This window comes from Butyricimonas muris, from assembly GCF_046365375.1.
Lineage (GTDB): Bacteria > Bacteroidota > Bacteroidia > Bacteroidales > Marinifilaceae > Butyricimonas > Butyricimonas muris.
The window spans coordinates 186,571-210,825 of the sequence record NZ_JBKEIT010000002.1 but is presented as its reverse complement, the minus strand read 5'-3'; the positions used below and the strand labels follow the sequence as shown (position 1 = coordinate 210,825).

The window sequence follows — 24,255 nt, the reverse complement described above, 5'->3', positions numbered from 1 at the left end:
CATGAAAAAGTTACAAACATATATCCTTTACGGAATTATCTTGTTAAGCTGTTTTTCGTGCGAAAAAGAAGATAGCCTGCAACCTAACGCCCCGCTCCCGAACTTATTCGCCCCGGCAGAAGGAGCCACAGACCCCACGTCGGAATTACGTCGAAAATTTCACGAGGAAACAGGATGTTATCTATTATTCACGGACACGCTGAAACATGAATATGTCGGCACTGACGTGTATGGTAATCCATTATATAACACAGAATTAATAGACTTATCGTATGGTGTAAACAGTTCTGCAGAATGGGTATTCTCATTCACGAATCTATCGGGTTACGAAAAACAAAAAGAGGCTGTTGAATTAGTCAAAAAATATATTTTACCAGCCTTGAACAAGAACTATTATCCCTATTCCTTCTTGTTGATAGATAACCTCACCTCCTACACGTATTGGATTGAAGAAGGAGATACCGATGGCTACTGGGATTCAGGCTCAGAACAAGACTTCTATTTCGGCCCCCGAGCTTTAGCAATCTCTATATCGCTGTTACAGGAAGAACCGGAAGAATTTGCTAAAAAAATAGTCAAATCAACCCTAAACCAATATTTGACAGGAGATAAATTACAAGAATTTTATGCTCCCGGAAAAAACTATTACGGCAAAGATTTCTATGATTACCAGTATGACTTCTGGAGCGAGGAGGACTTTATTATGGCAACAGGAATTTTATCCTTTTATTATGACGGGTACGAATATTTTGAAGTGTATAGTATGGATTCTGATTTAGATATATATCTAACGGCTATTCTCGAGGGCTCCGAAGAAGACTTTAAAGCCGAGTATGGCGACTACCCCTTGGTAATTAAAAAGTATGATATGCTCAAACAACTTTTGATTGAAGGCGGTTTCAATTTTTAAATTAAACATTTATACAAAGACATATATGAAAAGACGATTTATAGCCATTGTCATCGGTTTATTAACCTTAAGCTGGGCTTGCTCGGACGATGACGATAATCAAATACCGGTAATCGAACCGGAAGCACAGGGAGTGTTCAAAGGCGTAGTCGAGTATGAAGACGAGGAATTAGAAATTGAATTCCCGTGGGTACGCTACGGCAATTTGGAGTGGATGACAACCAACTTGAATATCGACATCAGTGTAGACCGATGGTCGACGTCAAACGGATGCGAAATAAGCCATGACCCCGACAGAAATCCCATTGATATGGAAATCGAGAAAAAACAAAATTACGAAACATTCGGGTGCCTTTATACCTACGAAAAAGCATTCATCCTCTGTCCGGAAGGCTGGCGCATCCCGACGGATGAAGACTGGCAATCATTGGAAAAAGCAATGGGAATGTCAAATAGCGATTTAAACGCAACCGATTGGAGAGGAAATCCAGTCGGTACACTATTACAAGAAGAAGAAGGCTTCATGATAAACCTGCGTACCGGAGGCATGGGAGATAATGACGGTTTTTATTTCACTTATGTATATGGCTTTTACTGGACGGCAACCCCAGAAGCAGAAGAGAGCAATCTCCATTATTGCCGCCAGATAAGTTACAATTCCGGTAAAATAGCACGGTTCACTATCGATAAAGGTAAAATGCTTTCCGTACGCTTTGTACGGGATGCTAAATAACAAACAAATAAATGAATACTAGAATGATGAAAATTTGGTTATTACTTGTCGGGCTACTATTCGCAGCCCTATGCTCCGCCCAAGAACAAGAAAGTGTTGATGCTTTGCGTCCCCCAACTCTTTTGGGAAAAATGGCTCCGGAGTACCCTGTACAAAAATGGATCAACCGGGAGAGCAAAAAGAGTGACAAAAAATTAACATTACTATATTTTTGGTCTACCTCTAACCCGACAGCCGCTTACATTGACATTCCTCGTTTCAACAAATTCGCGAAAGAATTTGGGGATAAATTGAATATTATCGGTTTATCGGATGATGCACCCGAATTCATTTCAGACATCGAACCGGCATTAGAATTTCCTTACGCTTACGCCCCGGAAGCCGTGAAGAACTTCAAAATCAAAATCCCCGGTTACTGTTACATTCTCGATCCCCGGGGAAAAGTGATTTATGAAGGCTTCCCCCTGCTGAAAGGAGAAACCATCACGGAGAAATTCTTGAAAAAATTAATCAAAAAACACTATAAGAAAAAATGAAGAAAGTACTTATCGCCAGCTTATTGCTGTGTTTATTCAGATTCGGGATTCAAGCACAAGAGAAGCAACAACCTTCCTTTATAGGTAAACATTTTCCGGATTTAACCGTGAAAGAATGGATTAGCAAGCAACCGAAATTAAAAGGGAAATTCATCCTCGTTGATTTCTGGTGTATCATGGCTTATCCTGTAACACACCGCACGGTTCCCTATCAAAATCATCTGGCTAAAAAATACAAAAAACAACTTCAAGTGATCGGGTTAACCTGTGAAGAAGCAAACCTCGTCAAATTAATGGTCGATCCGTACATCCAATACTATAGCGGTATTGTCGATTTGGCCACAATTGATAATATATTTAAACTCGAAGGCTGGCCCACGAGCTACTTGATTGACCCGGAAGGAACTGTTGTATGGGAAGGCTATGTGCTCAAAGAAGGTCAAGGGGAAAAGAATGTATTCAACTTGACAGAGGAGAAGCTGGAACAATTCTTCAAAGACTACCAACAGAAGAAAAAGTCACGAAAATCCAAGAAATCATAATTCATTATTTATAAAGATTTAAACATGAAAAAATTATTACTATTTTTATCCGCTCTTTTCACCATCACCTCCTCTTTTTCCCAAGAGAAAGAGGAATTTGACTGGGACAAACCTATGTTAGGGAAAAAAGCTCCCGCATTACAAGTCAAAGAATGGTTAACCGAAAAGCCCGATACAACGGGCAAATTCATCATTCTTGACTTTTGGTCCACTGGTTGCGGTCCCTGCGTGAAGTTTACCCCCCACATGAATGAATTCGCCAAAATATTCAAAAAAGAGGCTGTTTTCATTGCCATCGCCTTACAGTCTAAAGCTAGCTTGGAAAAAGGAGTCAAACAAATTGAAAAAATAAAAAAAGAAAGGAATGAAAAATACACGCCTATAGAATTTCATCAAGCCACTGACCCCAAGTGCGAACTCTTCGGTCGGTATGGAGGTGAAAGCATACCCATGGTAATCATCATAGACCCGGAAGGAATTGTACGCTGGCAAGGCAATCCTCACGGGGAACGTGGTGAAGGAGCACTGACAGAAAAAGTGATTAAAGAAATCATCGCTAAATACAAGAAAAAATAAATGGAACTCACGGTTGAAAATTTCGAGGAAGCACGGCAAATATGCATACAAGCTGTTCTGGAAGCAATGAAAACTCTGGCATACGAAGCCTATATCGGAGGAGAAGGAAGTGAAGACGGAATATACGTTGCCGGCGTGGACGAGCACGACAGAATCCTTTATATCACTCATTTTGATTGGGAAGAAGTTTCCGAAATATTACCCGCAATCGAAGCCGGGGAAGTAAGGGAATGGCTCATCGAAATAAATAAAGAATGTTATTCCGATGGAATAATCAAATGAAAAAGAGGGTGTTTTGACACACCCTCTAGTCCATAAGGTCTGAAAGTCCATAATGTCGTAAGGTCAAATGCACAGGTGGTTTATACATCATTACGCTAAATATTATCGCATCATTAAATCATGGACTTTATGGACCTTAGGAGCCGAAGGCTCGACTTTATGGACTTTATAGACTAGAGGTGTGTTTGACACACCTCCCCTTTATCTTACATATAAGACGAATTATCCCAACAATGCGTGCAAAGCTCCTCCTTCGGTAACCCGATAGCCTTCACGATATCCTCCAAGCGTTGGAATTTCAGCGAATCCAATTGCAAATGCTGAGCCATCACCTCCAGCATCTTCTTGTACTTCTCCGAATCGGGGTCCGTGTACGGTTTTAAAATCTCTTCCGTCAAATCGGACGTACCCTCTAAATCCCGAATCACCCGACGGGTAAACAAATCAAAATTCGAACGGGAAGAAGAGAAATTCAAAAACACGCAAGGGTACACCAACGGCGGGCAAGCAATACGCATATGCACTTCCTTCACCCCGCATTCCCGCAATTTCACCACGTTATCCTTCAACTGCGTACCCCGGACAATCGAATCATCCAAGAATAAAATCTTCGCATCGCGAGTGAACGCCTCGTTCGGCAACAGTTTCATTTTCGCCACCAAATCACGCATCGCTTGATTTTGCGGCATGAAACTACGCGGCCACGTGGGCGTGTACTTCACGAAAGGTCGTTTATACGGAATATGACGGGCATTGGAATAACCGATAGCGTGTCCCACGCCCGAATCCGGAATCCCGGCAGCGTAATCCACCTCCACGTCGTCATTCGCGGCAATAGCCGCACCGCAACGGTAACGGGCATCCTCCACGTTTATCCCCTCGTAATAAGAGGACGGGTAACCGTAATACACCCACAAAAAGGAACAAATCTGTTTCTTGCACCCCGGCTCGGTAATCCGCGTAATCCCGTCGCGAGTGATATGCAAAGCCTCCCGCGGTCCCAAATCACGCACGATAGAATACCCGAGATTCGTGAACGATGAACTTTCGCTTGCCACCACGTACCCGAATTCATTTTTCCCCAACACGATGGGCGTCCTGCCATATTTATCGCGAGCGGCATAAATCCCGGTTTCCGTCAAGACCAAAAAAGAACACGACCCCTTGACCGTATTGTACACGTTCTCGATACCTTCTCTAAAAGTATTACCGGAATTAATCAACATAGCGACCGCCTCTGTCGGGTTCACCGTGGAACTGGACAACTCGGCAAAATGCTTCCGCTCTTCCAAAAAACGAGCCACTATCTCGTCCAAATTATCCAAACGCCCCACGACCACAACCGCGAAACGTCCCAAATGCGAGGTCACCGTGATTGGCTGCGACTCCATATCGCTGATAATCCCGATACCCAAAGTAGAACCCGAAAACCTGTCCAACTCCGGCTCGAACTTATTCCGGAAATAAGCACTCTCCAAACTATGGATAGAACGATTAAAATCCACCCCGTTATAAAAAGCCATACCGGCACGCTTCGTTCCCAAGTGAGAATGGTAATCCGTACCATAAAACACATCTGCCACACAATCCTTACGAGATACACAGCCAAAAAATCCGCTCATATATTATCTTTTTAATTATTCTCGACCATCTCCTTTGCCGCACTCAAAGCCATATCGAACTTCGGGTAAATATTCCCGACCCCGACAAGTTCGCCGATTCCGCCTTTCAACAAATCCTTCTTCACCGGTTCACTTACTCCCGACAACACGATTCTCGTGTTCTCCTTTGTCAACTGGAGAATAGTTTCTCTTAGATTTTTCAACCCGGTAGAATCCACGAATGGCACGTGCCGCATACGGATAATCAACACACTATAATTCACGCCCAAGTTACGAATTGTTTCGCAATAAGTCTTAGCCGAACCGAAGAAAAACGGCCCGCTAATCTCGTATATACCCAAACCTTTCGGTAAATCCTTGTAATTCTCGGAAATATCCTGATCCAGATTGGTTGCCCCGGTAATCTCTTTCGGTGCATTATCCGCCATACGCTTCATGAACAAAAGTGCCGCCAGCACAACCCCTATCTCGATAGCCACAGTCAAATCGACCAACACGGTCAAGAAGAACGTCACCAGCAAAATCACCACGTCGAACACCGAAGCCCGCAATATGGAACGGAACGACCGCCATTCACTCATGTTATAAGAAACCACGATTAAAATACCCGCCAAACAGGACATGGGAATCAAAGAAGCCCATTTCCCGAAAAACAACATAATCAACAACAAAACCACGGCATGCGTCATTCCCGCCACCGGGGTACGTCCCCCGTTCTTCACGTTAGTTGCCGTACGGGCAATAGCTCCCGTGGCAGGGATACCCCCGAACAAAGGAGAGGCTATATTGGCAATACCTTGCGCTATCAACTCCGTGTTGGAACGATGACGACCACTAATCATACCATCAGCCACCACGGCGGACAGCAACGACTCAATCGAGCCCAGTATGGCTATCGTCAGTGCCGGTTGCAGGTAATAAGACAAATTCCCCCAATCTATCGTCGGAAAAGTCGGAGCGAAATTACACTTAATCTCCCCGAACAACGACCCGATAGTCGTCACGGAATTCTCCGGCAAAAACATAGCAAGAGGAGTAATAACCAATATCGCCACGAAAGAACCCGGTACCCGTGATGTAATCTTCGGCATATACACGGTAATCAATATTGTCACGACCGTGATTCCCACGGCATACCAATTCACCGTGTTGATATTACTGAAATAAGCTCCCCATTTCCCGATAAAACTACTCGGTACCTCCGCGAGCGTCAACCCCAAGGCATTGGATATCTGCGTCGAGAAAATCACCAATGCGATTCCTGAAGTAAAACCGACAATCAAGGGATGCGGGATAAATTTCAGCAACGTACCCAACCGTAATAACCCGAATCCAATCATAATCACCCCCGCCAATATCGTGGCGATAATCATACCGTCAATCCCGTACTGTTGGATAATCCCGTAAATAATAACAATAAAAGCTCCCGTGGGACCACCGATTTGTACCCGGCTTCCCCCCAGCAACGAAATCAAAAAACCGGCAACGATAGCCGTTATAATACCTTTCTCCGGAGATACCCCGGAAGCCACGGCAAACGCAATTGCCAACGGAATCGCCACGATTCCCACTACTACTCCCGCGAGAATATCCTTAGAAAGATTCTTCTTCACGGAACCATCTTTAATTAAACCGAACAGCTTCGGACTGAACACCTTTTCCATAATGCTACCTTGTTAAAAACAAGCCGCAAAGGTAATAATATAAATGGTAAAATGAAAAAACGTGAAAATGAAAAACATCCCCGCAGGTTCTGCACAGTCAAACAACCTGTAACCTGCCAACTTACAACCGGCAACTTGCCGAAGACAAACGCTTACACGTTAAAAACTTCCTTCACGTACTTCATCAATTCTCCTTTCGACAGAGCCCCCCGTCCCAATTGCGGCTGCCCCAGCATAGGCACGAACAGTAAGGTAGGAATACTATGTACCCGAAACGCCCGTGCCAGTTCCCGTTCCACTTCACTATCCACCTTATAAATATCAATCTTCCCCTCGTACTCCCGCTTCAACTCCTCCAGAATCGGGGCAATGGTCTTACACGTACCGCTCCAGTTCGCGTAAAAATCTATCAATGCAGGACGCTCCCCCTCAAACTTATATCTCCCGCTATCTTGGTAGTCAAACACTTTCTGTTTAAAGCTATCTTTGGTCAAATGCTCGATCATATAATCAGTTTATAAAGTTCATAAAGTCCATAAAGTTTATAAAGTTTATAAAGTTCTTTCCGGAAAACATTTGTTTGGTAGCTCATCCACTTTATGAACCTTACAAACCTTATGAACCTTATAAACTCCATATTCTTACGACATTATTTTCCTTTTTGTTTTCTTTATCGTATCTTTGGTGAGGCAGTTTAAATATTAATACAATAAACATGAAAATCTTAGGAAATATTATCTGGGTAGTCTTCGGCGGACTATTCATCGCCATTGAGTACTTCGTTTCCAGCGTGGGACTATTCATCACTATTATAGGTATCCCTTTCGGGTTGCAAACCTTGAAACTCGGCGTGTTGGCACTATGGCCGTTCGGCAGCAAGGTTGTCGATATTCCACAAAGCAGCGGTTGTCTATCCTTTTTGATGAATGTCATCTGGTTCTTTATCGGCGGGATATGGATATTCCTGTCGCACATACTCTTCGGGGTAATCTTCTGCATCACCATCATCGGCATCCCCTTCGGCATGCAGCATTTTAAACTCGCCGGACTAGCCCTGACACCTTTCGGTCACGACGTGGAATAAGAAAAGCGGACCACATCCCTAAGGTCCGCTCATCTAAAAATGTCGCCAAGCGACAGAAATAAGTTTTAATTTAGAATTTAAAATTCAGAATTTAGAATGATAAACTCCGGCCCCTGCGGCTGAAATCAAAAATCTAAAATTTAAAATCTAAAATCTAAAATTATTAGATTCCTTTCAGTGCATTCAGTGTTTTTTCTGTTTCCGGATTCGAGGGGCGAGTCATTTTCGCATTCACTATCTTTCCCTTCTTATCCAAAAGTATAAAGCGAGGAATACCCGTAATAAGATAAGCCTTCATAAACTCCTGATCTCCACCATTATGCAATTGAACCCCGCCCAATTCTTTCTCTTTTACCATTTTTTCCCATGCAGCTTTATCCTTATCGCAAGAAATACTCACGAAAACAATTTTCTTGCCGTGCATCTTTTTCTCCAACTCCTTCAAATGAGGTAACTCTGCCTTACAAGGACCACACCACGTTGCCCACACGTCGATATAGACATATTTCCCTTTCAAATCATTCAAGGAAACTTCCTTGCCGTTAATATCCGTGTACTTGAAAACGGGTGACTGATCTCCGGCTTTCAACTCTCCTTTTTTCTCTTGGGCATTCACTCCCGCGAACACCAGCAAAAGCAACATACAGGACAAATAATGTTTTAATCTCATTGTTTTCTTCATTTATGTTATCGTTTCACAAATCTAAAGAATAAAAACCGATAACACATCCTTGGAAAAAGGATTTAAGATAGATTTAATACACCCTATTTCTTATCCACGACCACCTTGCAAGTGTCGTCCAAACGCAAAACACCGCTAAACGTACTGCCATCCTCGTTTTTAAAACCGGTCAACACACCCGTTTTAGACTTTAACACCAACACCTCGACTTGCTTCGGTGTTAATTTTTTCCCAAAAAATTCCATGGGAATAAGAAAATCACATGACTTCCGGTACAAACTACACCCCCAAGCAGTCCGTCCCTTGATTACGTCGCCGTTCCCGCACTTCGGGCATTTCAGCACGACAGGCTCCGCCGGCTCCTTTTTCTTCCGGGGAGTTTTCTCCTTTTTCGGTTCATCCTTTTTCACTTCCTCGGCAACCTCCACCGTGATTGCCTTCCGGGGCGAACATTTGACAACATGCACCAGCTCATTCACCATCACCTTCAACTCCTCCATAAAATCAGCAATCTGATAAGTCCCGTCCTCTATCATCCGCAACTTCTTCTCCCACTGTCCCGTCAATTCCGCCGACTTCAACAAATCATTCTGTATCGTGTCAATCAACTCCACTCCCGTTGACGTCGCCACCAGTCGCTTCTTATCCTTGCGAATATATCCCCGCTTTAACAACGTCTCGATAATACCCGCCCGCGTAGATGGTCGACCAATCCCGTTCTCTTTCATCAAGTCCCGCAATTCCTCGTCCTCCACCTGTTTCCCAGCAGTTTCCATGGCACGCAACAAATCCGCCTCTGTGTAATACTTTGGCGGCTGCGTTTCTTTCTCCTGCAACTCCGGCGTATGTGGTCCTTTCTCCCCCACCTCGTACACGGGCAACACGTTCTCGTCACTCTGTTTGTTGGATGCCGCCGGAAACACCACCCGCCATGCAGGATTAATAATCTGTTTCCCGGTCGCCTTAAATTCATGTTCACCCACTTGCGCCATCACCGTTGTATTGGCAATCTCACAATCCGGGTAGAACACCGCGATAAAACGTCGGGCTACCAAATCATACACCCGCTTCTCGTCGGGCGTCATGTCATAACTGAACACCCCGGTAGGAATGATAGCGTGGTGGTCCGTGATTTTCTTATCGTTGAATACCTTCGCCGATTTTCGCAGCTTTTCCCCGTTCAATACAGGATCGACCAATGTTGCGTAAGGTTTTAACCCTTTCAGTATTCCCGAGGCCTTCGGGTATATATCATTCGGTAAAAAATTCGTGTCCACGCGGGGATAAGTCGTCAATTTTTTCTCGTAAAGCGACTGTATCACCTTCAACGTCGTGTCTGCCGAGAAAGCAAACTTCCGGTTACACTCCACCTGCAACAATGTCAAGTCGAACAATTTCGGGGGATGCTCCATTGCCTTTTTGCGTTCCGAGCTCTTGATTTCCAACTCCAAAGGCGTAATCTCCCGCATGAAGCCTTCCGCCTCCTCTTTCACCGTGAAACGTCCTTTCGTGTAAGAAAACCAACCTCCCCGGTAATCCGTCCGCACCTCCCAGTAAGTTTCGGGTTTGAACTGCTCTATCGCCTTTTGCCTATCCACGATCAACGCCAACGTGGGCGTCTGTACCCGCCCGATTGACAACACGTTTTTCCCGTTACCGTAACGCAACGTGTAGGCCCGCGTGGCATTCATTCCCAACAACCAATCGCCGATAGCCCTTGCCGAACCCGCCGCATACAACGTGTCAAAATCCTTCGCGTCCATCAACTTATCAAACCCCTCCTTGATTGCCTCTTCCGTCAACGACGAAATCCACAACCGTTTCACCGGAGCCTTGCACTTCGCCTTTGTCATCACCCACCGCTGTATCAACTCTCCCTCCTGTCCGGCATCACCGCAATTTATCACCATCTCCGCCCGATTGAACAACTCCTCGATAACAGCAAACTGCCGTTTAATCCCCTCGTCATCAATCAACTTGATTCGAAACGAGGACGGAATCATCGGCAGTACCGACAAATTCCAGAACTTCCACTTTTCCGTGTACTCGTGCGGTTCCTGTAACGAACAAAGATGCCCGAATGTCCACGTCACGCAATAGTCATTCCCCTCGAAATAACCATTCCGACGCACTTTGGCTCCCAACACCTCCGCAATCTCTTTCGCCACACTCGGCTTTTCCGCTATACAAACACGCATCGAATAATTTTAGATTTTAAATTTTAGATTTTAGATTTCACCCCACATTCCAACACTACTCCCCTTGCCGCCCGAAGCAATCCCTTCATTTTCAATTTTCAACTTTCAATTGTTTAGAAGCTCAACTGGATTCTCCCTTGAATCATACTAAACGTCTGTTTCCCTCCCTCTTGAGCATGTTTATCCAAACTCACCAGACTATAACTCATCTTTGCCGAAACGTATTTATTAAAATAATAAATACCACCGACAGACAAGTCATTTTGCTTGCCCCCCATGATTCCGGCATCTTTATCGTTCATATTCGTGATATTATAACGACACAAAAGCTCCAAGCACTTTTCTCCCGGGGCAACCGCCATACCACTCTCTTTATTATAAGCGTAACGCCCGTTCAACAAAGCATAACCGACCTGCGCATACCAACCGTCGCCATTATAATTCTCCACTGCCGCCCGACGATTCACGTGAGCCAACAAGTATTCGCTCTGCACGTACCATTTATCAAGCACCATGACAACCTCCGCACCGAACCGCCATTCATTGATAGCATCCGTCACGTCGGCACGCAAAAACTTCTCCGGAATCAAATTGGAAGGAGCCCCGGCAGAATACACCACCTTACTCTCCTCCGCATCCCCCAACGCGCTAAACCGGGAAGAAAACCCGATATGCATCACGTCTTCGCCATTCAGATAAGGACGATACAGCACCCGCCCCGACAAAGCATATCCCTCGTCACCTTTCTCCGTGTTATCCACATCTTTATCGCTAAATACCCCGGCAGAAATATTCAAGAGGTCAACATTGTACGTATAACTCGCTCCCAACTTACGACGGTCACCGAAAGCGATTCCGGTCACTGCCGCCCCGTTGAACTTCATATCCGAACTCCCGATGCGGTACTCCAACGAGTAAGGTTCAAAAAAATGTCCCACCCGGAACAGATTCTTCCCGTCACGGTATTCTATAAAAATATCTTTCATGGATACTTTGCTCTTGGCAAATCCCACTTCAATCTTCCCCGTCCAACGCTCAAGGAAACGCACCACCGTCCCCAGCCTCAAATCATACACCTCCGCGGCATTTCCCAACGAGGTCTTATCACTAAAAAACACTCCCCCGTCAAACAATGCCCGACCAATCAAACGTGCCTCAAAATCCCCTTTCTCAGACTTCAACGCCAACTGCGCGAAAACTCCCGTGTAACAAGCCACCAAAAGTAAAAGCAAAAACACTTTCCTCATCATCAAGGTTTTAATTGATTAATAATTCATTTCAGAACAGAATATCTCTCGCGAAAATACAAAAAAATCAACGATTCACTATCTTTGTTACTTCAAACACAATAACGTGTCCGGCATACAAAAAGTTGCATTACATCTTGTAACATCTTGAGTAAAAAGCTCTACGGGCGAAAACAATAAAAAAACGACTCTATGGAAAAAGAAATCATAACCCGCACGATAAAAGCCTTGGAAAGCAACCATTTCGAGGTTTATTACGCCGAAAACAAGGAAGAAGCAAAAGAAATTTTCTTCAAGGAGATTTTCGAGAAAATAAAACCCGCCACCGTGTCGTGGGGAGATTCCATGACCATGAAAGCCACTGGCGTTTTGGACGAGATCGCCAATAATCCCGAATGCATCCTCATCCGCACCTTTCAAGAAGGATATAGCCGGGCACAAAAAACTTACTGGCGTCGCCAAGCCCTCCACGCCGACCTGTTCCTCACGGGCACGAACGCCCTCACGCAACAAGGACAACTTGTCAATATCGACATGGTAGGCAACCGGGTAGCGGGACTCACTTTCGGTCCCGAGCACGTCGCTCTTTTTATCGGTACCAACAAAATTGTCGAGAACATCGAGCAAGCCATGGAACGCATCCGCACCGTGGCAGCACCATTGAATGCCATCCGTCACACGAACCTGCATACTCCTTGCCAGAAAACCAAAACCTGCATGAATTGCCAGAGTACCGACCGGATATGCAACACGTGGACCATTACAGAGAAATCATTCCCGCGGAAACGGGTAAAAATCATTCTTATCAACGAATCGTTAGGCTTATAATCATGAGAGAATTTGAATTTGAAATAGAAATGAAAGTACGGGACTACGAGTGCGACCTGCAAGGCGTGGTAAATAATTCCAACTACCAGCACTACATGGAGCATGCCCGTCATGAATTTTTGGAAACCACCGGAACCAGCTTTTCCGCCCTGCACGACCAAGGCATCGACGTCATGGTCGCCCGTATAGACATCTCCTACAAACACCCGCTTCGGGGCAGTGACCGTTTTGTCGTGAAAGTCGCCTACGAAAGGGAAGGAGTCAAACTGATATTCTTTGAAGACATCTACAAGCTCCCGGAACAAACGCTGTGTGCGAGAGGGCGAATTGAAGCCATTTGCCTTCAAAACGGCAAACTCACCCGCGGCGAACTTTTCGACACGATATTTATCGACAAAGTAAAAAAGAAACAAGAATAAAAAAACGAGTATCCACGTTCAAAAATGGATACTCGTTTCCAAAATTTCTAAAAACTACTTTCTACCACGGTGACGCATAAAGAATGAACGGAAGTTCAAACTCTTGGCATCAGAATTATCCTCGAACACTAAAGACCGTCCTAAAGAATCATCTTCATCATAGGTGATATAAGAATAATTATATGATGTTCCATTGACATACTCCGTTGCAATGGTCCCATCTGAATTGAAAGAGTATGTCATATTACTGTCATCCGTCCCCTCGTTTTCGTATCCATCCGAATCTTTCTCGTACCACTCCTCCGTGTATGAAACCGGGAAATAAGACGATGCCTTTCCCAGCATACCGACATGCGCGAAAATATCCGCATCCTCCATGTCAAGAACGTCTGCTAATCCCACAGAGTATTGCCCCAGTTCATTTTTCTGGTCGCCATACTCAATCGTGCAAGTGGAACCGGCTTCCGACTTCTCACCATCCTCCGTATCCGTCTCCTTGGTCACGACCTTAACCAAGTTTCCGTTTTTCCACGTGTAGGTTGCGTTATAAGTCCCCTTATAAGAATAACTTTCCCCGTCTTCCTTACCACTCTCGCTAGAAGATTCCGAATAAGACGTTAGCTGACCATCTCCGTTATAAGAAAAAGAAATCTCTCCACTTCCTTTATAACTACCATCTTCATCCTTATAATCCCACGATGCTTTAATACTTTTGATATATCCCTTACCGGTAAACGACACTTTAGCCTCCTCGTCATCAGAGATTAAAATTCCCTTGTCATAATCAATCTCTCCCAACACATAAGAACCGCTTTTAACTTGAATACAGCGACCGTTGTCATCATACACGAAAGAGTAATTCCCGACTTTGGAAGGTAATTTCCCGGCGTATGTCATCGTCGGCCCTTGCGGAGTTTTGTCATCATCATCATCACTACAAGCTGCAAATAAGCACATTACCATGGCTATTATTGCCCATAACAAATTTTTCATCTTTCTTTTCGTTTAAGAATTATAAAATAATCAGTTCGCAAAATTAAGCAAGCTCACAAAAAAAATCAAGTCCTCAAATTCGTTTTTTAATATATCAATTCATATTTTTAAATTATCGGACAATTCTCATATTTCTGCCACTTTATGCTCCAAATAGTATATTCATACCCTATTCCTAAAGTTCTACTACCTCTACACGGTCACAGGTAGCTTATCTCCCGCTTACATCACCGTTACCGATAGGTGATGCAAGTAAGATATAACCGTCCGGTAAGTTTCATGAGATATTATTACGGTAGGATAACCTTGGGATATTCGGAAGAATCTGATATAACTGATACCTCCACTCGACAAATATTCAACACATTACATCGCTTCTTACACATAAAAGTTCACTCTTTTCTCAATTCCTCTGTTCCTAAAAAATTATCTTTATCTATTTTTCTTGGAAAAAATATTTCGAATCTTTTGCAGTATTCAAAAAATGCACTACATTTGCATCCGCAATCAAGCAACACGGGCGCTTAGCTCAGCTGGTTCAGAGCATCTGGTTTACACCCAGAGGGTCGGGGGTTCGAATCCCTCAGCGCCCACAAAGAGGTTCATAATGAACCTCTTTTTTATTTCCCCCATTTTCTCACATACAGATTCACCCTCCGGTATCCCTCGCCAATCTGTTTACAAAAAACGACAAAATGTTTGCAATTTGTGCATCTTCATCAAAAAGAGAGGGTACTGCCGCTCGGGTATCTCGTTTTTTGTTGTTCGGTAAAGTAATTTTGTGCTAAATTAAAAAATGAAGAAACATGGCAAGTATAAATTTAGTATACCGAACCTCGACAAAAGAGGGATATCATCCGGGAAACCTAGCTCTGCGCCTAATTCACGACAGGCAAGTCAAAACGATAACATTGAAAGGATGTCGACTTTACCCGGATGAATGGGACAAAGCATCACAAACCGTTGTATTCCCGAAAGACAATCCCGGACGAGTGACATACCTAGAAAAAGTAGAAACAAGGATAAATAACGAAACCAACCTCATCTACGGTTTCATTCTGGCTCTCGAGGATAAGGGGCGTTACACTCTTGATGACCTGCTGAAAATATACTACCGGAAAAATAGAAAATATACATTGCTCGGGTATGTTAAAAGCTTGGTCAAGGTCATGGAAAACCGCGGGCAGAAACGAACAGCACGGGCTTACCTCACCGTTACCCGCGGACTGATTCGTTTCAGTGGAGATGAAAACATGTCACTCGACAAGATCAATTCCCGCTTAATCAAGGATTTTGAAACTCACCTTAGAGAAAAAGAGAGACTACCCAATACTATCTCGTATTACACGCGGAACCTTCGGGCAATATTTAATAAAGCCGTGGCCGATAAATTGATCGTTTCACGGAAAAACGAGCATCCTTTCGCCATGGTTTTTACCGGCGTGGTAAAAACCATGAAACGAACGCTCTCGCTTGATGAAACCCGGAAGCTGCTTGATTTGGATCTTGATGGACTAGCAAAAAAGAAGGGGATGGGTAGTAGCCAGCAAGCTTACTTGAAACGGTTGTCCACGAGCCTTCGTTATTTCAGTTTCTGTCTCCACGCAAGGGGCATGTGCTTCGTGGACATGGTATACTTGAAAAAAACGAACATCGAGAGCGGTTTTATTCGCTACACCCGTAAGAAAACCGGGCAACAAATTGAAGTCCGCATCACACCTTGGATGCAAACTATTATCGACAGCTTTAAAGAAGAAACTGTCGGTTCTCCTTACGTCTTCCCGGTTATTCGAGACACGAGAAAATCAGCTTTCTTGCAATATGAAAGCGCCACGAGGGCACAAAACAACAGGCTGAAAAAACTGGCTGCACTGGCCGGGATTCACAAAAAAATCAGTACCCACTGGGCACGCCATACATGGGCTAACGTGGGGAAATCGATACATTTGCCAACTACCGTCATCGGGGAAGGACTGGGGCACACATCAGAAAACACCACGCTTATCTATCTGGCAGGACTGAACAATTCCGTGCTTGACGAGGCAAATGACCTTATCGCACTGGCGATAAACAGTCACCGGATCAATGCGCCCTCGATGACGCGGGTATAGCGGAAAACAAGGCTCATCACATGTTAAAAACTATCGTCCCTGCCGGGAATACCGACGGGCGGGAAGAGTGTTGCTAAAAAAAAATTACCGGAAAGAACCGGATGAGAAATATTCATATTCAAGCGATTCCGAATATTAAATTAACCGAGTAGGATAAAAAAAACAAAAAAAATACCTACATTTGTCTCATGAAAAGTATTGACATGCCACTTCTGACACTTTGCAAGTGTCAGAAGAATTGAAGCAAAGTATATCATAATCCGACTGCAAATATAAACTTAAAATTTCATTTAATAGTTATCAAAAAATACATATTTGTTTACAATTATTGCCCATCAGTATGATTTGTCGCCCTTATACCCGTCGGGGTATTGCCAATTTCCGTTTTGCAGAACCTCGTTAACTGTGACACGTTGTTGAACCCGTTTTCAAAAGCGATCTGTTTCACGAGTTTCCTCGTCGACAGCAATTGCTGCCGGACAATATTGGCTCGTTCCTCTTTCACCCACTTGTAAGGGGTCTGCCCGAACACGGACTTGAATCTCGACATGAACTGCCGGGGCGTCAAGTGCATTGCCAACGCCATTTCTTCCACGCTCCGGCACCCGTGACAGTGTAACCGAACCTGTTCTGAAAAAATCGTGTCCTTACTAAGCACGAGATAGAAAAAATCGTGTATCTCCTCTCGCGAGTAATATACCCTAAGCAGCAGGAAAAACTCCTTGATTTTCAAATCAAAATACCCCCGACACTTGATCCCGTCCGACAGGCTGTCCCGAACCCTGTCCAGTAAATGCGACACGCGGGCGTTTATCTCCAAAACGCTATAATCGCGCGTCGCCCGTTTACGATTACCCTTGACTTTCCTCTCGGTCGCGTATAGTTTTTCCAGCGAGAAATTATCACACAAACGAGCCGGGACAAGCACCCGGAATATTATCACTTCCGCGGGTTGTAACGCCCGGAACGAGTAGCGTCTACCCGCGGGCAGAAACAACATTTGTCCTTTCATTCCCTCGAAAGGAAGGTTACCGGAAACGAACCGCACCCGTCCTTCCATGAAAAAGACGATTTCGTTACTCGATACACGCCAGTCTCCTTCATCCTCTTTCGCGATTTTCACCAGTTCTATGACCGGTTTTCCAGCCTTGTCCGGCTTGTCAAAGTAACGGCACCGCTCGTGTTCATGTCTATTCACTATCTCCATAATCATTTAATAAACAGGTGTTTTACTAATGTTTCATTTTTTCAGGTACTGGAACGCGGTGATGACTTGTTGTAAATCCTCATCTCCTCGTGCCCGGTAAAAGATTTTACCCGCCTGTTTACCGGGAAGACACCGTGTCCTGTTTTACCAAAAATGGACTTCCGCCGTTTTCGTTAAATATAAAAACGTGTAACCAATTTAAAACAAGCAATAACCTCCAGTCCCATATCGCCGTCTGACATTTGCAAAGTGTCAGAAGAATTGAAGTCAAGGAAATGGTAAAATAAAATACATAACAAGTATGAAGATTATTTCAGGTAACTATCAGGCTAATTTGAATCTCTTGGGAAAACGTAGCCGAAGTCTTGGAACAACAAGTGATATCTTACAATATAAAGATAGGATAAAACATTTATTATAAATGGATTAATTGGGGCATCAAATCAATTTACACGGAGCGAATGAATAAAAAAACATCCATCCTTTTTATCAGTATATTATGCTTGTTTGCTTCATGCATAGGCGAACGCTTGAACCCGGAAGAGACGGATGAAGCGACGGCATATCTACTCGTACGAGGAGGTGATTCGCGAGACACAGATCCGTTGGACAACGAAATAAAGACTCTTCGAATACTTGCTTTCCGTGTAAACGGACAATGCGCGAGTAATGTATTATATAATACGACTTTGGATGAACCGATTCAACATCCCATAAATGACGGTATATATAATTTCGTGTTTTTAGCTAACGAACCGACATTAAAGGATGTTCAGAATGCATTGAAGCAGGTACACACTTATACCGATTTGGACAACATCACGTATCCGGAATCGGTTTTTCATTCGGACGTTCCGATTCCGATGCTTCAAGAAATAAAAAATATTGAAATCCTCGCCGAGCGGGGTAAGGCGAAGGTCGACGAACATCTTGAACAAAACTCATTATCACTTAAACTCAAGAGGCTTGCTTCACGGGTGGATATCGTGTTGGAAGCAGAGGAAGACATGACAAATTATTTTACCGGAATTACTTTTTCCGGTATTCCGGACGGAATCAAATTGATGTCGGACGATAACGGGACTATCAATAGAACTAAAACCCGTAAATATACATTGAACGATAACTCAGATGCAATAACCGAAGAACAAAAAGAGCGTGGAATCGCGTGGGTAAAGAAAATCACCCGCTTTATCCTTCCTTTCAACAATTTTACCCCGGTAGACGACGCTACCAAGGCTTTTGAATTGACGATAGACATGAATGGCCGCAATAGCCTTTCCTGTAAACTGAAGAGCGAAACAGAAAGCGTGAATGGTGATACGAAGAACAACTACACGCTACCTTTAAATTCACGCCTCTCGCTTACAGGTGTAATTAAGGTTATCAATAAATCGGATATCGCACACGAGGAGGAAGAGCGGATCTCGCGGAACGGGGATAACGATTCGGATACCGTGAGAAATGCATACGTCTCAACCCAAGAAGGAAAAACTCAAAAAATAAAGTTTCATATAACGCGGGCAGCGATAAGACACGAATAGATTGGATATAGATTAATGATAAATGAAGAATAATGAAGAAAGTACAACTGATACTTATTGTTTTGCTAACCTGTTGCGTGCTACCGAAGGTGCAAGCCCAGAAAATCGGTATAAAAAGTAACTTGCTATATGATGCGACCACAACGTTTAATCTTGGGTTGGAGTATGGTTTTGCCCGGAAATGGACATTGGATATTCCGGTGAACTATAACCCGTGGAAATTCAGTGACGGTACACGTTTGCGGCATTGGGGCATTCAACCGGAGATTCGTTACTGGTTCTGCGAACGCTTCCGGCGCACGTTTGTCGGGCTACACGGGCATTACGCGGACTTTAATGCAGGAGGTTTCCCCGATTGGTCTTTTATCAGCAAGAATATGCGACAGAACCGTTACGAGGGGCATCTTTACGGGGCCGGAGTTTCAGTGGGACACGCGTGGATTCTAAAAAAACGCTGGGGACTCGAGGCTACCGTCGGGTTGGGATACGCTCGTGTCGTTTACGACAAATATCCTTGCGCGGAATGTGGTTCAATGATTAAGTCAGGTAACAAAAACTATTGGGGTCCCACGAAAGTTGGCATTTCATTAATCTACTTAATAAAATAAAGCATGAGAATGATTACACGATATATAACCTTCGCGGCAGTAGTTTTCCTGTCTGGAACTTTAACTACCGTTGCCCAGTCAAAACCCTCCTATAACGGGACGATAAAAGTTGCCCCGGTACGAGTGTTACAGTCCGGAGAAACGCTACACGTGGAAATGGAGTTTATCCTCAACCATGTTAAAGTTCGGTCGGCGGGAGCCGTGGATTTGATCCCGCGACTGGTGTCGTCCACCGATACGCTGGAACTACCGCGTGTTTCTCTCAAAGGACGTAACGAGTATTCGAATTACGAGCGTGTACGATCTCTGATGAGTAAAGCCGAACAGGCCGCTTATCTCGTTCCTTACCGGGTAGAAAAAAGTGTTAAGGTTGAAAACCGTACAATTCAATACAGATACACGTTACCTTACGAGTCATGGATGGCCGGAGCCCGTCTGGTGGTTCAACGCGATGAATGCGGGTGTGGCGAGATCGCCTTGATGGATATAGTGGACGTGGATACGGTAACTTTGGAAGTGATACCCGTACCTTATCAAGTGACTCCCTATATGGTGTACGTCCAACCGGTTCCGGAACCGGTCAAGCACCGCGAAAAACAGGCAGAAACGTTCCTCGATTTTGTGGTGAATCAAATCGTGATTCGTCCGGATTACATGAACAATCCCAAGGAACTGGCAAAGATTCATGCCTTGATCGATGAACTACGTGTTGATACGAATATCACGATCAACCGCTTGGATATCATCGGCTACGCTTCACCGGAGGGATCTCTCGCCAATAATAAACGTTTATCCGAGGGACGGGCATTGGCATTAAAAAATTATCTGGCAAGTCGTTACACGTTCCCGACTTCCCTTTACCATATTGTTTTCGGTGGTGAAAACTGGGATGGGTTAAGAAAAGCGTTAGCGGGCCTGCACGTGGAATACAAGAGTGAAGTAGAAACCGTTATCAATTTCTATGACGGGCAGGAAAGAAAGAACCGTTTGAAGAGTTTGCACGGCGGAGAACCTTATCGTTATTTGCTCCGGAATATTTACCCTTCTTTGCGTGTGGCGATTTGTAAAGTGGAATATCATGTCAAGAATTTCAATGCTGAAGAGGCCCGGGAAGTGATCAAGGTACGCCCGCAGAACTTGAGTCTGAATGAAATGTATCTGGTGGCGAACACCTACCCGAACGGGTCTCAAGAATTTATAGATGTGTTCGAAACGGCCGTGCGATTATTCCCGGAGGACGATATAGCCCGCCTGAACGCGGCAGCCGCTGCCCTTTCTCGCGGAGACACGATAACAGCGGGGCGTCACATGGAACAGGTGAAACAAAAAGAATTGCCGGAGTACGCTAACGCGGCGGGAGTACTGGCGCTTCTCAAAGGGGATTATGTTACAGCCGCACAATACCTTCAGACAGCCATGAATGCCGGACTTGAAGTCGCTGGTAAGAATATGAAAGAACTTGAAAAGAAAAGAATGAATGCTATTGAAATAAATTCAAGAGTGAATCACAAACAAACCAATCAGTAATAATTAAATTTTGTAACGATGAAGAAAATGTATTTTTGGGCAGCAGCACTAATATTGTTGTTTGCCGCGTGTAGTAAAGATCAGGTTAACGTGGATGATGACGATGGCATCGTGACGAGTCTGACCGGTGATGCTTGGGTGTCTGTAAGCATCGCGAGCAAATCGCAGGGAAGAGCGTTGCATGACCCGAATCAGCAAACGGGTACCAAGGCTGAAACCAACGTGGAAGAAGTCCGGGCGATATTCTTTGATGAAGATGAAAAAGTGACAGAGGATAAAATACTGTCTACCGAAGAAGCCGGAAAACCCGGACAAACGCAAGGCAATTCCGGAAAAGCATTTAAAGTCCCCGCGAAATCCAAAAGAATTTTAATCATTGCCAATCCGGCTGACAATTTGCCTGCAAAAGGGAGTTTTACAGATTTCGCAACCTTTAACGAGGCTCTTAACGAACTTAATGTCAACAATGTATCTACCACAGATAAGTTTATGATGACGAATGCCAAAGGTGGTTTGGAGCCTTCATACGAGTATGGAAGTGATAAAGACTTAGTCCTTTACAATTCGGCTGAAAAAGCCCAAGCACGACCTTTATCGATTCGTGTAGACCGGGTTGTGTCAAAAGTAAGGGTACGCTTGGAAGCAGAAATGATACCGACCCGTGCTCATGACCCCAACACGACTTCACCTAATGTTAGTGATTATGCTGAAATCTATCAGCCGGAATGGGTTTTGAACGTGACGAATAAATGGTATTTCCCCGTGTCACAACGAACCCCAACATGGGCTGAAGATAATAATAACTTATACGAATCTCCTTACGATCAATACGAACTCGGTTCTTACAGGAAAGATCCCAATTATGATACACAGGCTGATCCGACCGTAAATAAGTCCGACTATGATAAACAGTATCATTATTATTATAACGCAGCCGAGGTGGCTAATACTATTCCTTGGAAATCGGCAAACGTAGGGAACGAGGAGTGCGAATATTGTTTGGAAAACACCCAGACGAAAACACATAACATGTGGGCTTACACGACACAAGTATTATTTAAAGTTGTTTTCTCTCCGCATGGTATGGAATTGCCCAACGGTGAAGGTTTGTATACAGAAACGGACGATGAAGGAGGAGGTTATATTGTTGACGATGGTGCTTTAAGACGTGGAGAAGATTGGATCATGTACGACGGAGGTTTCTATACATGGGGATTATTGATGCTGTATATCGAGAAAGAGATGGAAAGTAAATATCTCGATGAAAATGCAGATATGATTAATACGCCTATCGCCAACGCGTTGAACGCTTATTTGAAAGCCATCGGGTTGACCGAAGTAGATATCCCTGCCAGCGATGGAAACGAGTGGACTCAAATTAATCAAGTTGTTGACGCTTTCAAAGCTCATAAAGATGCTGTAAAGACTCACGGTGCAGCCCGTCACGGGAGTATAACTTACTATAAAGGCGGTGTGAGTTATTACCCGATCATGATCAAACATGATGACACGGAAGACGCGGATAATGAACTCGGAGAATTCGGCGTCGTTCGTAACTCTGTTTATGATATAAGAATAACCAAAGTAAATAACCCGGGCTACCCGACGATACCAGACCCGAATCCCGGTATCCCGGACGAAAGCGAAGCAGTAAACTTGTCTGTCAAGATTGATATTAATCCTTGGACTTGGTATAGCCAATCGTTAGAATTATAATTAAATCTGATGACCTGTCATTCGTGGGGAGCGCTCCCCACGAATTTACTCCTTTTGAAATAGAGAAAATATATTAAAAAAGAAAGATATGAAGCTCGGAAGTCATATAAACTTATTTATTCTCGGAATCCTGATGATTAGTTCCGGGATACTCATGTCCTGCGATGCCTTTAATGAAAGCTTACCGGAATGTCGTTTGTTCGTCAAGTTCAAGTATGACTACAATATGCAATCTGTTTGCTCTTTCCACAAGCAAGTAGATAAAGTGGAGCTTTATGTTTTTGACAAAGATGGTAAATTCCTTTTCCAACAAGCAGAAGAAGGGGAACCATTGACAACGGGGAACTACCTGATGAACGTGGAACTACCTGTCGGAGAATACAAACTGATGGCTTGGGCCGGTGTTCACGATTCATACGACCTTCCCGAGTTAGCTCCGGGAGCGTTAATCTCGACATTGGAGTTAAAATTAAAACGGGAAGCTTCTCTCGTGATAGACAAAGAATTGGAACCGCTTTGGTACGGGGAAATCATGGATGTTCATTTCACGGGAGAAACAAACCAAGTGGAAACAATTAACTTGATAAAAAACACGAATAAAATATCGTTTATCTTCCAGTTCCTCTCGAACGACGATCCGTTGAACTTGAACGACTACGAGTACGAAATCATAGAATCGAACGGGTATATGAATCATCTGAATCAATTGAAGGAGGACGACGTGCTTAGCTATCATCCTTATTACAAGGAGCAAATGAGCACTTCTGCCGTGAGATTGGGATTGAATACCATGCGATTGATGAAAGAACGGCAAAACCGCCTTGTCGTGACAGAGAAAGCGACTGGCGAGAAGGTGTTTAATGTCAGTCTTTCCGATTATTTCGCCAAGACACAGGAGCCCGGAAACACATGGGATACACAGGAATACTTTGACCGTCAAGACGCGTGGCATATCGTTTTCTACCTCAACGCTTCATGGGTAGCAGTAAAAATCAACATCAATGGCTGGACTTGGTATTCTCAAGAAGAAATTGATGAACTCTAAGGGTATACTTCCGCCAAAAAAACCAAAAGGCAAGGAATATCTCCCTCCTACTTTTCAAGATACTCCATCAATCTTAAACCCGCGTATATTCCAAGAGTTCAATTTAGATTTACACACCTTCGAAGACACAATCTTCCGTTTTTAATGATTACTTTTGCATCATGTATCAGCTTGTACAACA

23 protein-coding genes and 1 tRNA gene are annotated in these 24,255 nt (G+C 44.1%); 16 read left to right on the top strand and 8 right to left on the bottom strand.

The window, feature by feature from the left end; all coding sequences use genetic code 11:
* Position 1 precedes the first annotated feature (1 nt).
* The 6 genes from ACK8P8_RS03870 to ACK8P8_RS03845 are packed head-to-tail and all read left to right on the top strand — an operon-like array spanning position 2 to position 3,579.
* Positions 2-910, top strand: coding sequence for a hypothetical protein (locus ACK8P8_RS03870; RefSeq protein ID WP_369859360.1), 909 nt, complete (start codon positions 2-4; stop codon positions 908-910).
* Between the two features lie 25 nt (positions 911-935).
* Entirely contained in the window at positions 936-1,643 is a 708-nt protein-coding gene (locus ACK8P8_RS03865; RefSeq protein ID WP_369859361.1) for a fibrobacter succinogenes major paralogous domain-containing protein, read from the top strand.
* 23 nt (positions 1,644-1,666) lie between these two features.
* On the top strand, positions 1,667-2,179 hold the full coding sequence (locus ACK8P8_RS03860) for a redoxin domain-containing protein (RefSeq protein WP_227216314.1): 513 nt from the start codon (positions 1,667-1,669) through the stop codon (positions 2,177-2,179).
* On the top strand, positions 2,176-2,721 hold the full coding sequence (locus ACK8P8_RS03855; RefSeq protein WP_227216316.1) for a TlpA family protein disulfide reductase: 546 nt from the start codon (positions 2,176-2,178) through the stop codon (positions 2,719-2,721). The genes ACK8P8_RS03860 and ACK8P8_RS03855 overlap by 4 nt, the downstream gene beginning before the upstream one ends.
* A gap of 24 nt (positions 2,722-2,745) precedes the next feature.
* Positions 2,746-3,297 carry a TlpA family protein disulfide reductase gene (locus tag ACK8P8_RS03850; protein ID WP_369859362.1) on the top strand — a complete coding sequence of 184 codons (552 nt, stop codon included), beginning with the start codon at positions 2,746-2,748 and terminating at the stop codon, positions 3,295-3,297.
* Positions 3,298-3,579 (top strand): hypothetical protein, encoded by a 282-nt coding sequence (locus tag ACK8P8_RS03845; RefSeq protein WP_227216319.1) that lies wholly within the window; start codon positions 3,298-3,300, stop codon positions 3,577-3,579.
* 206 nt (positions 3,580-3,785) lie between these two features.
* On the opposite strand, the gene ACK8P8_RS03840 is transcribed toward ACK8P8_RS03845, so the two are convergent.
* From ACK8P8_RS03840 to ACK8P8_RS03830, 3 genes are all read right to left on the bottom strand, one after another.
* Positions 3,786-5,201 carry an amidophosphoribosyltransferase gene (locus ACK8P8_RS03840; protein ID WP_227216321.1) on the bottom strand — a complete coding sequence of 472 codons (1,416 nt, stop codon included), beginning with the start codon at positions 5,199-5,201 and terminating at the stop codon, positions 3,786-3,788.
* A gap of 11 nt (positions 5,202-5,212) precedes the next feature.
* The gene (locus tag ACK8P8_RS03835; protein WP_227216323.1) at positions 5,213-6,865 is read right to left on the bottom strand and encodes a SulP family inorganic anion transporter; all 1,653 of its coding nucleotides are present in this window, start codon (positions 6,863-6,865) and stop codon (positions 5,213-5,215) included.
* A gap of 152 nt (positions 6,866-7,017) precedes the next feature.
* Positions 7,018-7,371, bottom strand: coding sequence for a thioredoxin family protein (locus ACK8P8_RS03830; protein WP_227216325.1), 354 nt, complete (start codon positions 7,369-7,371; stop codon positions 7,018-7,020).
* A gap of 209 nt (positions 7,372-7,580) precedes the next feature.
* Between ACK8P8_RS03830 and ACK8P8_RS03825 the strand changes: the two genes are divergently transcribed.
* Positions 7,581-7,949 carry a YccF domain-containing protein gene (locus tag ACK8P8_RS03825; protein WP_099290644.1) on the top strand — a complete coding sequence of 123 codons (369 nt, stop codon included), beginning with the start codon at positions 7,581-7,583 and terminating at the stop codon, positions 7,947-7,949.
* Positions 7,950-8,112: 163 nt separating this feature from the next.
* On the opposite strand, the gene ACK8P8_RS03820 is transcribed toward ACK8P8_RS03825, so the two are convergent.
* The 3 genes from ACK8P8_RS03820 to ACK8P8_RS03810 all read right to left on the bottom strand — a co-directional run bounded on the left by ACK8P8_RS03820 (position 8,113) and on the right by ACK8P8_RS03810 (position 12,079).
* Complete coding sequence (locus tag ACK8P8_RS03820; protein ID WP_369859363.1) at positions 8,113-8,619, bottom strand: TlpA family protein disulfide reductase; 507 nt, start codon at positions 8,617-8,619, stop codon at positions 8,113-8,115.
* A 95-nt stretch (positions 8,620-8,714) separates the two neighbouring features.
* Complete coding sequence (locus ACK8P8_RS03815; protein WP_369859364.1) at positions 8,715-10,829, bottom strand: type IA DNA topoisomerase; 2,115 nt, start codon at positions 10,827-10,829, stop codon at positions 8,715-8,717.
* Positions 10,830-10,942: 113 nt separating this feature from the next.
* Positions 10,943-12,079, bottom strand: a complete 1,137-nt coding sequence (locus tag ACK8P8_RS03810; protein ID WP_227216328.1) for an OprO/OprP family phosphate-selective porin — start codon at positions 12,077-12,079, stop codon at positions 10,943-10,945.
* A 189-nt stretch (positions 12,080-12,268) separates the two neighbouring features.
* Here ACK8P8_RS03810 and ACK8P8_RS03805 point away from each other — a divergent pair, with 189 nt between their 5' ends.
* Positions 12,269-12,904: a lactate utilization protein gene (locus ACK8P8_RS03805; protein WP_369859365.1), complete on the top strand. Its 636-nt coding sequence runs from the start codon at positions 12,269-12,271 to the stop codon at positions 12,902-12,904.
* Positions 12,905-12,906: 2 nt separating this feature from the next.
* On the top strand, positions 12,907-13,323 hold the full coding sequence (locus ACK8P8_RS03800; RefSeq protein WP_186976917.1) for an acyl-CoA thioesterase: 417 nt from the start codon (positions 12,907-12,909) through the stop codon (positions 13,321-13,323).
* Between the two features lie 54 nt (positions 13,324-13,377).
* Here ACK8P8_RS03800 and ACK8P8_RS03795 read toward each other — a convergent pair whose 3' ends face one another.
* Positions 13,378-14,316, bottom strand: coding sequence for a DUF4595 domain-containing protein (locus ACK8P8_RS03795; protein ID WP_369859366.1), 939 nt, complete (start codon positions 14,314-14,316; stop codon positions 13,378-13,380).
* Between the two features lie 518 nt (positions 14,317-14,834).
* Here ACK8P8_RS03795 and ACK8P8_RS03790 point away from each other — a divergent pair.
* Positions 14,835-14,909: transfer RNA gene (locus ACK8P8_RS03790), tRNA-Val, on the top strand.
* Positions 14,910-15,122: 213 nt separating this feature from the next.
* Positions 15,123-16,427: a tyrosine-type recombinase/integrase gene (locus ACK8P8_RS03785; protein ID WP_410025553.1), complete on the top strand. Its 1,305-nt coding sequence runs from the start codon at positions 15,123-15,125 to the stop codon at positions 16,425-16,427.
* 325 nt (positions 16,428-16,752) lie between these two features.
* Here the strand turns inward: ACK8P8_RS03785 and ACK8P8_RS03780 are convergent, their stop codons facing one another.
* On the bottom strand, positions 16,753-17,634 hold the full coding sequence (locus tag ACK8P8_RS03780; RefSeq protein WP_369859367.1) for a helix-turn-helix domain-containing protein: 882 nt from the start codon (positions 17,632-17,634) through the stop codon (positions 16,753-16,755).
* Positions 17,635-18,095: 461 nt separating this feature from the next.
* Here ACK8P8_RS03780 and ACK8P8_RS03775 point away from each other — a divergent pair, with 461 nt between their 5' ends.
* The 5 genes from ACK8P8_RS03775 to ACK8P8_RS03755 all read left to right on the top strand — a co-directional run bounded on the left by ACK8P8_RS03775 (position 18,096) and on the right by ACK8P8_RS03755 (position 24,074).
* Positions 18,096-19,178: a FimB/Mfa2 family fimbrial subunit gene (locus tag ACK8P8_RS03775; protein WP_369859368.1), complete on the top strand. Its 1,083-nt coding sequence runs from the start codon at positions 18,096-18,098 to the stop codon at positions 19,176-19,178.
* Between the two features lie 32 nt (positions 19,179-19,210).
* The gene (locus ACK8P8_RS03770) at positions 19,211-19,786 is read left to right on the top strand and encodes a DUF3575 domain-containing protein (RefSeq protein WP_227216337.1); all 576 of its coding nucleotides are present in this window, start codon (positions 19,211-19,213) and stop codon (positions 19,784-19,786) included.
* Positions 19,787-19,795: 9 nt separating this feature from the next.
* Positions 19,796-21,313: a DUF3868 domain-containing protein gene (locus ACK8P8_RS03765; protein WP_369859476.1), complete on the top strand. Its 1,518-nt coding sequence runs from the start codon at positions 19,796-19,798 to the stop codon at positions 21,311-21,313.
* 18 nt (positions 21,314-21,331) lie between these two features.
* Positions 21,332-23,029 (top strand): Mfa1 family fimbria major subunit, encoded by a 1,698-nt coding sequence (locus tag ACK8P8_RS03760; protein WP_369859369.1) that lies wholly within the window; start codon positions 21,332-21,334, stop codon positions 23,027-23,029.
* A gap of 88 nt (positions 23,030-23,117) precedes the next feature.
* Positions 23,118-24,074, top strand: coding sequence for a FimB/Mfa2 family fimbrial subunit (locus tag ACK8P8_RS03755; RefSeq protein WP_369859370.1), 957 nt, complete (start codon positions 23,118-23,120; stop codon positions 24,072-24,074).
* Positions 24,075-24,255: the final 181 nt, after the last annotated feature.

What these genes read in the sequence shown, in the direction of transcription:
- ACK8P8_RS03800 (WP_186976917.1), top strand. Translation starts at nt 12,907, where the DNA reads ATGAGAGAATTTGAATTTGAAATAGAAATGAAAGTACGGGACTACGAG.
- ACK8P8_RS03765 (WP_369859476.1), top strand. Translation starts at nt 19,796, where the DNA reads ATGATTACACGATATATAACCTTCGCGGCAGTAGTTTTCCTGTCTGGA.
- ACK8P8_RS03865 (WP_369859361.1), top strand. Translation starts at nt 936, where the DNA reads ATGAAAAGACGATTTATAGCCATTGTCATCGGTTTATTAACCTTAAGC.
- ACK8P8_RS03855 (WP_227216316.1), top strand. Translation starts at nt 2,176, where the DNA reads ATGAAGAAAGTACTTATCGCCAGCTTATTGCTGTGTTTATTCAGATTC.
- ACK8P8_RS03840 (WP_227216321.1), bottom strand. Translation starts at nt 5,201, where the DNA reads ATGAGCGGATTTTTTGGCTGTGTATCTCGTAAGGATTGTGTGGCAGAT.
- ACK8P8_RS03835 (WP_227216323.1), bottom strand. Translation starts at nt 6,865, where the DNA reads ATGGAAAAGGTGTTCAGTCCGAAGCTGTTCGGTTTAATTAAAGATGGT.
- ACK8P8_RS03785 (WP_410025553.1), top strand. Translation starts at nt 15,123, where the DNA reads ATGGCAAGTATAAATTTAGTATACCGAACCTCGACAAAAGAGGGATAT.
- ACK8P8_RS03780 (WP_369859367.1), bottom strand. Translation starts at nt 17,634, where the DNA reads ATGGAGATAGTGAATAGACATGAACACGAGCGGTGCCGTTACTTTGAC.
- ACK8P8_RS03830 (WP_227216325.1), bottom strand. Translation starts at nt 7,371, where the DNA reads ATGATCGAGCATTTGACCAAAGATAGCTTTAAACAGAAAGTGTTTGAC.
- ACK8P8_RS03770 (WP_227216337.1), top strand. Translation starts at nt 19,211, where the DNA reads ATGAAGAAAGTACAACTGATACTTATTGTTTTGCTAACCTGTTGCGTG.
- ACK8P8_RS03870 (WP_369859360.1), top strand. Translation starts at nt 2, where the DNA reads ATGAAAAAGTTACAAACATATATCCTTTACGGAATTATCTTGTTAAGC.
- ACK8P8_RS03810 (WP_227216328.1), bottom strand. Translation starts at nt 12,079, where the DNA reads ATGATGAGGAAAGTGTTTTTGCTTTTACTTTTGGTGGCTTGTTACACG.
- ACK8P8_RS03850 (WP_369859362.1), top strand. Translation starts at nt 2,746, where the DNA reads ATGAAAAAATTATTACTATTTTTATCCGCTCTTTTCACCATCACCTCC.
- ACK8P8_RS03755 (WP_369859370.1), top strand. Translation starts at nt 23,118, where the DNA reads ATGAAGCTCGGAAGTCATATAAACTTATTTATTCTCGGAATCCTGATG.
- ACK8P8_RS03815 (WP_369859364.1), bottom strand. Translation starts at nt 10,829, where the DNA reads ATGCGTGTTTGTATAGCGGAAAAGCCGAGTGTGGCGAAAGAGATTGCG.
- ACK8P8_RS03845 (WP_227216319.1), top strand. Translation starts at nt 3,298, where the DNA reads ATGGAACTCACGGTTGAAAATTTCGAGGAAGCACGGCAAATATGCATA.
- ACK8P8_RS03820 (WP_369859363.1), bottom strand. Translation starts at nt 8,619, where the DNA reads ATGAGATTAAAACATTATTTGTCCTGTATGTTGCTTTTGCTGGTGTTC.
- ACK8P8_RS03775 (WP_369859368.1), top strand. Translation starts at nt 18,096, where the DNA reads ATGAATAAAAAAACATCCATCCTTTTTATCAGTATATTATGCTTGTTT.
- ACK8P8_RS03825 (WP_099290644.1), top strand. Translation starts at nt 7,581, where the DNA reads ATGAAAATCTTAGGAAATATTATCTGGGTAGTCTTCGGCGGACTATTC.
- ACK8P8_RS03760 (WP_369859369.1), top strand. Translation starts at nt 21,332, where the DNA reads ATGAAGAAAATGTATTTTTGGGCAGCAGCACTAATATTGTTGTTTGCC.
- ACK8P8_RS03795 (WP_369859366.1), bottom strand. Translation starts at nt 14,316, where the DNA reads ATGAAAAATTTGTTATGGGCAATAATAGCCATGGTAATGTGCTTATTT.
- ACK8P8_RS03860 (WP_227216314.1), top strand. Translation starts at nt 1,667, where the DNA reads ATGATGAAAATTTGGTTATTACTTGTCGGGCTACTATTCGCAGCCCTA.
- ACK8P8_RS03805 (WP_369859365.1), top strand. Translation starts at nt 12,269, where the DNA reads ATGGAAAAAGAAATCATAACCCGCACGATAAAAGCCTTGGAAAGCAAC.